At 69.0% G+C, this 5,982-nt stretch carries 6 protein-coding genes; 5 read left to right on the top strand and 1 reads right to left on the bottom strand.

Annotation, left to right across the window (positions count from 1 at the left end; all coding sequences use genetic code 11):
- The first annotated feature begins 3 nt into the window (after window positions 1-3).
- From mobL to ACIQVZ_RS42115, 5 genes are all read left to right on the top strand, one after another.
- Window positions 4-1,668: a relaxase MobL gene (gene mobL, locus ACIQVZ_RS42135; RefSeq protein WP_402458409.1), complete on the top strand. Its 1,665-nt coding sequence runs from the start codon at window positions 4-6 to the stop codon at window positions 1,666-1,668.
- Window positions 1,669-1,771: 103 nt separating this feature from the next.
- Window positions 1,772-2,503 (top strand): PP2C family serine/threonine-protein phosphatase, encoded by a 732-nt coding sequence (locus ACIQVZ_RS42130; RefSeq protein ID WP_402458406.1) that lies wholly within the window; start codon window positions 1,772-1,774, stop codon window positions 2,501-2,503.
- 127 nt (window positions 2,504-2,630) lie between these two features.
- Window positions 2,631-2,987 carry a hypothetical protein gene (locus ACIQVZ_RS42125; RefSeq protein WP_402458403.1) on the top strand — a complete coding sequence of 119 codons (357 nt, stop codon included), beginning with the start codon at window positions 2,631-2,633 and terminating at the stop codon, window positions 2,985-2,987.
- A gap of 81 nt (window positions 2,988-3,068) precedes the next feature.
- Entirely contained in the window at window positions 3,069-3,605 is a 537-nt protein-coding gene (locus ACIQVZ_RS42120) for a DUF4240 domain-containing protein (protein WP_402458400.1), read from the top strand.
- 170 nt (window positions 3,606-3,775) lie between these two features.
- Window positions 3,776-5,146, top strand: coding sequence for a HEAT repeat domain-containing protein (locus ACIQVZ_RS42115; RefSeq protein ID WP_402458397.1), 1,371 nt, complete (start codon window positions 3,776-3,778; stop codon window positions 5,144-5,146).
- A 246-nt stretch (window positions 5,147-5,392) separates the two neighbouring features.
- Here ACIQVZ_RS42115 and ACIQVZ_RS42110 read toward each other — a convergent pair whose 3' ends face one another.
- Window positions 5,393-5,809 carry a DUF5958 family protein gene (locus ACIQVZ_RS42110; protein ID WP_402458394.1) on the bottom strand — a complete coding sequence of 139 codons (417 nt, stop codon included), beginning with the start codon at window positions 5,807-5,809 and terminating at the stop codon, window positions 5,393-5,395.
- Window positions 5,810-5,982: the final 173 nt, after the last annotated feature.

The raw sequence follows: 5,982 nt of genomic DNA, 5'->3' as shown, positions 1-5,982 counted from the left end.
GACCTGCGCGATCTGGCACAACGACCACACCGGCCAGCCCGTCATGCGCTCACTGACCGCCTACGACCACTAACCCTTCGCATCACTCATCTAGACGAGAAGCAGGCGGTGGCGCACCTGTCCAGCGCGGTGGGCTACGAGCGCCGCAACGTCACGACGTTCATCAAGCGCTGGGCGCACGAGCGCATGAGAGCCGAGTCGATCCCCCAGTTCCTGCTGGCGTGCCTGCCGCAGGACCGGAGGCTGTGGCGCGCCGGCTCGGACGACAAGCGCATGCGCAAGGCGAACCGCCTGGTCACCGAGCTGGTGACCGAGCAACTGGGGCGGGCGGGCTCGCCGCTACCCGCGGCGATGGAGGAGATCGTCGACTACGCCAACGAGCGGCGCGAGAACGAGCGCCTGTCAACGGAGGAATGGCAGCGCCTGGTCGACCGGGGCCGGGGCCAGATCATGGAGCGGGCGGTCAACGGCGTGTACCAGATGCTGAGGGCGCTGCCGGAGTCCGAGCTGAGGGTGCGCACTCCGATGCTCGAGGTCATGGGGATGGACTACGAACAGATGGCACTGCTCGCGGGCCGGCAGGCGGGGGGCGGGAGCGCGCAGAACGCCGAGGACGACCTGGTCTCCTTCGGCTTCCGGCTGCGCAGCTACGCCTCGCGCCTGCAGCACCACAAGGACCGGGCGGGGGCCTACCACGACCTGGCGCGCCAGTGGGAACAGGCGAAGAAGACCGACGTGGCGGCAGAGGACTCGCGGCCGCTCTACGACTTCTACCGCTTCGAGGAGGACTACCACCGGCGGGCGATGAGCAAGTACCTGCATCTCCTGCCGTTCCTCGGGGACGCCGGCCAGTGGCACGAGCAACAGCAGCAGGCAGCCGCCTACGGACAGCAGCTGCTCTCGCTCATGGCGCTGCGCCAGGACGCCTCGCTGCAGAGAATGAAGGACGCCGAGCAGGCCGAGCAGCTGGGCCGGGACATCTACCGCCAGCCCGGGGGCCGACACCTCACCGAGGGCACGGCGGGCCGGTCGGTGCTGGACGCGCGGATCGCGACGATGCGGCGGGTCTACGCGGAGCGCCTGGACACGCTGCGCGCCGACCTGGCGTTCTCGGGTCTGGTGCTGCAGGTGGGCCCTGTCGGCGCAGGAGCCCCCGGGGCCGACGGGGTCAGTGCCGACCTGGTGATCGCCCCGGGCTTGGCGCACGACTTCGACAAGACCAAGTGGCTGGACCTGCATCACCTCGGCTACGACTTCGTCGCCGACGTCGAGGTCGGGCCGAAGGCGCGGGCGAGCTTCACGGCGGCGGCAACCGAGCGCCGGCTGATGCTGCTTGCGGCGATGGAGTACCTGGACGAGTCCGGCCAGTCCGAGGCGATCTCCGACCTCCCGGTAGACGATGTCGCAGCGATGGTCCGGGTCTCCCGTGAGCTGACAGCTTCGGCCGGGGGCGACGGGGCGGGATCGCCGGTGCTGCGCTCGAAGATCGCCGAGTTGCGGGCAGAGCGCGGGCAGGCGGCGCAGATGCGCCGATCGAAAGCGTCGTCGCTGGACTCGGACCTCGTGGTGCGCGTCCAGGCACAGGTCGACGCGGGCGTGGCCGGCACAGATCCGACCGACGCACCCGAGCCCGGAGCAACCGGCGCGGCGGGCGGGCTGCAGCGCTAGGAGCTATCCGGTCGATCTTGATGGGAAGCTGGACGCGTGTGTCAAGACCGCAGCGTTAACCGAACGTGAATCGGCCTCCTGCTGCCACCCCTACGCTGACACTATGACGGGTACTCAGCTCACCGGCGTCCTCACCGCCGTGGCCACTGCCGCCGGCACAACCGGCATCTCCGGCGACGCCGCCTACGTGTACACCCTCGCCGACGGCACCACGGCGGCATGCGTGGTGGATGGCATCGGGCACTCTGCCCAGATCACCGAGCGGGCCGCGCTCCTGGCCGAGGTCGGCGCCCGCATCGCGGCCACCCGAGGCCCGCTGCACGGACTCCTCACCGCGGCGGAACTGATCTCCGACCCGGGCCCGGAGGACCTCCCGGAGGAAGACGCGGTGGCGGCTGCGGCCGTCGCCCACCTCGACCGAGCAGAGTTCTCGCTCGCCTGGACCGGAGACTGCGCGGCCTGGAGCTACGACCCGGACACCGAAGAGGTGATGAAGTTGACCACTGACCACACCATGGGCCAGTTCCTCCGGCAGGTGCACCCGGGCGGCCCGCCGGCCCGCGCTGAGCACCACGACGACTGGGTCCGCGTGAGCCTGGCCCGTTCCTCCATCGCCACGGTGCGGGAGGCGGAGAGCAACGCCCCGCTGGTGGTGCTGGCCAGCGACGGCGTCCACAAGCCGCTCGGCGACCGCTTCCCCACCCTGGTCCGCTCGCTCGCCGATGCCGGCCCGCAGCGGCTCGCCGATGGCCTGCTGCAGGGCGCCCTGCTGTGCGCTGCCGACCAGCGAGGCGAGACCGACGACGCCACCGTGGTTGTGCTCGCCCGCCGCTGAGCGGGCAGCCGCGGAATCCCTTACCTGCCGAACTTCGACTGTTCACGAGTCAGACTCGTGAACAGTCGAGCGTGGCTGGCGTCGGATTCGCCGCGAGGGACGAACGGTCGCGCCGTAGGCTGGGGGCATGCCGCTCGACGACCGGTCCCAGAGCACCCCGAAGCACTGGCAGGAGTGCACGAGTGTCTACGACTTCCTGGAGCAAGTGCGTCTCCGACCCGGGATGTGGCTGCCCGACGGCGACCTGAGACATCTGCAATCGATGCTGATCGGCTACCAGGTGGCCCTCGGCGTGCACTCCGTCGACGAATCCTTCGGCTTCTGGCGCGACGGCCCGTTCAGCAAGTGGCTCTGGCAACGCATCGGGGGGTCGAGCCCCCTCGGCTGGGCCGCCGAGATCGAGCGGCTGACGCCGGACGGCTCCACGCCAGTCGAAGAGTTCTTCCGGCTGCTGGATGTATTCCTGCACGACACCGCCGCCTGACTGCGGCGACCCGTTCCGACGTGCACTCGCCGCGTGCCATGATCGGCGCGCTGTCGGAGCCCGGTGACATGCTCAGCGGCCATGAACATCCACCAGTTCTGGAAGCTGATCGACGAAGCCCGCTCCCAGGTGCCGACCCCGGACAACGGCGCCGCCGTCGCGCGCCGGGCCGTTGCACTGCTCGCGCTTCGCCCGGCCGAGGAGATCATCGCCGCCCAGCAGATCCTGTGGAAACTGATGGCCGACTCGTACAGGGCCCCGCTCTGGGGCGCGGCCTACATGATCAACGGCGGCGGCTCCGACGACCTGTTCGACTACTTCCGTGGCTGGCTGATCACACAGGGCCGTGCAACCTTCGAAAGCGTCATCACCGATCCCGACAGGCTCGCCGAGCTCCCGGCCGTACGCGTATTCGCCGCGGACGGGATCGACATCGAGTGCGAAGAAGCCCTGACCATCGCCTGGGACGCTCACCGGGAGGCCACCGGAGAGGAACTCCCCGATGACCCCTTCACCATCCAGTACCCGGTTCTGGACCCGGATTGGGGCTTCGACTTCGGCGACGGCGACCAGCTGAGCCGACGGCTGCCGCGCCTGGCAGCGCTGTACTCGGACTAGCGACTCACAAGCCGTCGGGCCACCACCGACCCCAGGCACGCCGGTCCTTCCTCGACCGCTACCGCCGTTGCCTCGCCTGATTGCTGGCGGTATGAAGTCGGCCCTGGCCGGTCAGCAGGTCGATCGTGCTTCCACGGTGATTGTCACAACCTCTGGCTACGGTGCCCGCCATGGACAAGCGACTGCTGGCCGAGGAACTCTCCGGCGCCTGGAATGACAACCGCACGTTCCGCGACGCGCTCGTGGAGCAGGGGGAAGGAGTGGTGGCAGCCGTGCTGGCACTGCTCCGCGACGAAGGGTCACCGGTCGACTGGGCTACCTCGGCGGATGTCCTGTGTCGGATCGGCGAGCCTGCTCTCCTGCCGCTGGTGCAGGCAGCTGTGAAGGCGGACTCGGCCGAGGTCGCAAGGAGGGTCGGGTGGACGCTGGGGCGACTGAAGGTAGCTGATCACGCGGTCTACGTGCCGATGCTGGAGCACTCGCACCCCGCAGTCCGAAGCAACGCGCTCTTCGCCTTCCAGACCCAGGGCAAGGACGCGGCACGATTCGCCGACCAGATGATCCCGAGGCTGGGAGACCCGGAGCATGAGGTCCGGCAGCGAGCGGTGTGGGCCTTCCAAGCGATCGGTCCCGAGGCCGTCCCCGCCCTGCAGCAGGTGCGTTGCCGGCCCGCCCCGGAGCCCAGGGTCCGGGCCGGCGCGCTGGAGGCCCTCGCCGCCATCGGCGGGCCCGCCGCCCTCGACCGTCGGGACCGGGATGCCTGGGAACGGCTGACCAGGATCAAGCTGCTGACCGAGGTCCCGCAGGACATGCACCTGTGCGGTTCCTGGTACGCGGTGCCCACCACCGACCAGGACGCGGTACTGGACGCCTTCGACCTTGCGGCCCCGCAGTCGGTCACGCTCCGGACCGGCGCGGCGGCCTGGAACCACGACCACCACAACTGGAACCGGACCCGGCCCCACGAAGCCTGCTCACGCGTCTTCGTCAGCCCCGGCCTGGACGGCTGGACCCTGGTCTTCGGCGACTCCTCACAAGACACCCACCGCATCAAGGACGCGGACGACCGGGAACGGGCCCTCGACCAGGTGGTGCGGGAACGGTGTGCCGCTCTCAGTCGCCGGTTCGGCTCAGCCCAGTGGTACGGGATGAGCTGCGGAGACGACTGGACCGCCTGGTGCCTCGCCGAGGATGACGAGGTCGTGCGCCACTACGACGCCTACAACGCGGAGGAGGACGGCGACGACGGCCCCGGGCACCCGGCCGAATCCGGCTACCTCCTGCCGCACCAGAACGGATTCCCCGACAACGCCTTCGACGGCGTGAACACATCCGACTCCGACGCCTTCCGCGCCCGCTACCTCCAGCTGAAGGAGGAACTCCAGATCCCCGACACCTGCAACGCCACCAACATCGCCGCCCGGCTCTCCATCGATCCCGCCAATCTGGGGCCCGAAACCAGGATCGAGGGCCACGGGGTGCTCGCTCTCACCACATGTGGCAGAGAACACGGTCACCCCGCCGGGGCACTGCCGGTGTGAACTTCCACCCGACATGGGTGAGAGACGACCACGTCGAAGGTTCGGGAAACGATCTCCAGCCGGTTGGGAAGCGATCTTCGCTTGACCCCAAGTGTCCCTGGCCAGCACTAACTCGTGAACAGCCCGAACTTGCCTGGCCAACCCCCAGAGTCGCGGCAAAGACCGTGTCCCACCGACCTGTGTCGCTTCACGCGGGGGTGGCGTCCTTGCTAGGCGTCGCGGTCGGGCAGTGCATCGTGTTGATGATCACGCGGTGGCAGCTTCAGTTCCCGCACCGGTGCCCAGGTGGTGCCAGGCATGGCCGCACCCGTCGGCGCAGAACCGAGCCCTCCGCCGCTCGTCAGCCACGCCGAGCAGTGCGATGAGCAGCCGGAACGCCTTGACGCGCTCGTCCTGCGGCAGATTGATGATCTTTGTGAGCTGCTCGGTGAGGTGCCCGCGCGTGATCAGCGCGGCCGGAGTGTGGGTGGGCCGGATCCCGGCCCTGCGGATGCTCTCCGGTCCGTCCTCGATGAGGGCGCGGGCCTGGATGCAGAACCCTGCCAGGTCGCGCAGGACTTCGAACTGCTCGGTGACGGCCAGACCCTCGAACCACTCGACACCCTGATCAAGCGGAGGGATGCCTTGCGCCAGCCCGTTCAGGACCACCGCGCGCTCGTCCATCCCGCCCCACCTCCACAACGCCCCAGGCCGTCAACCTTGCACGGTCATCGAAGCAGATCACGAAACCGCACTGGAGTACTAGGGCGCGTATCTGGTTGTGATCAATCTGAGGGAATCGCCTGCGTCGCGGGACCTGATCCGGTAGACCGTGTTGTGTGACACGAGCGCAACTT

This window comes from Kitasatospora sp. NPDC098663 (assembly GCF_044760075.1).
Lineage (GTDB): Bacteria > Actinomycetota > Actinomycetes > Streptomycetales > Streptomycetaceae > Kitasatospora.
This window is presented reverse-complemented; position numbering and strand designations above follow the sequence as displayed.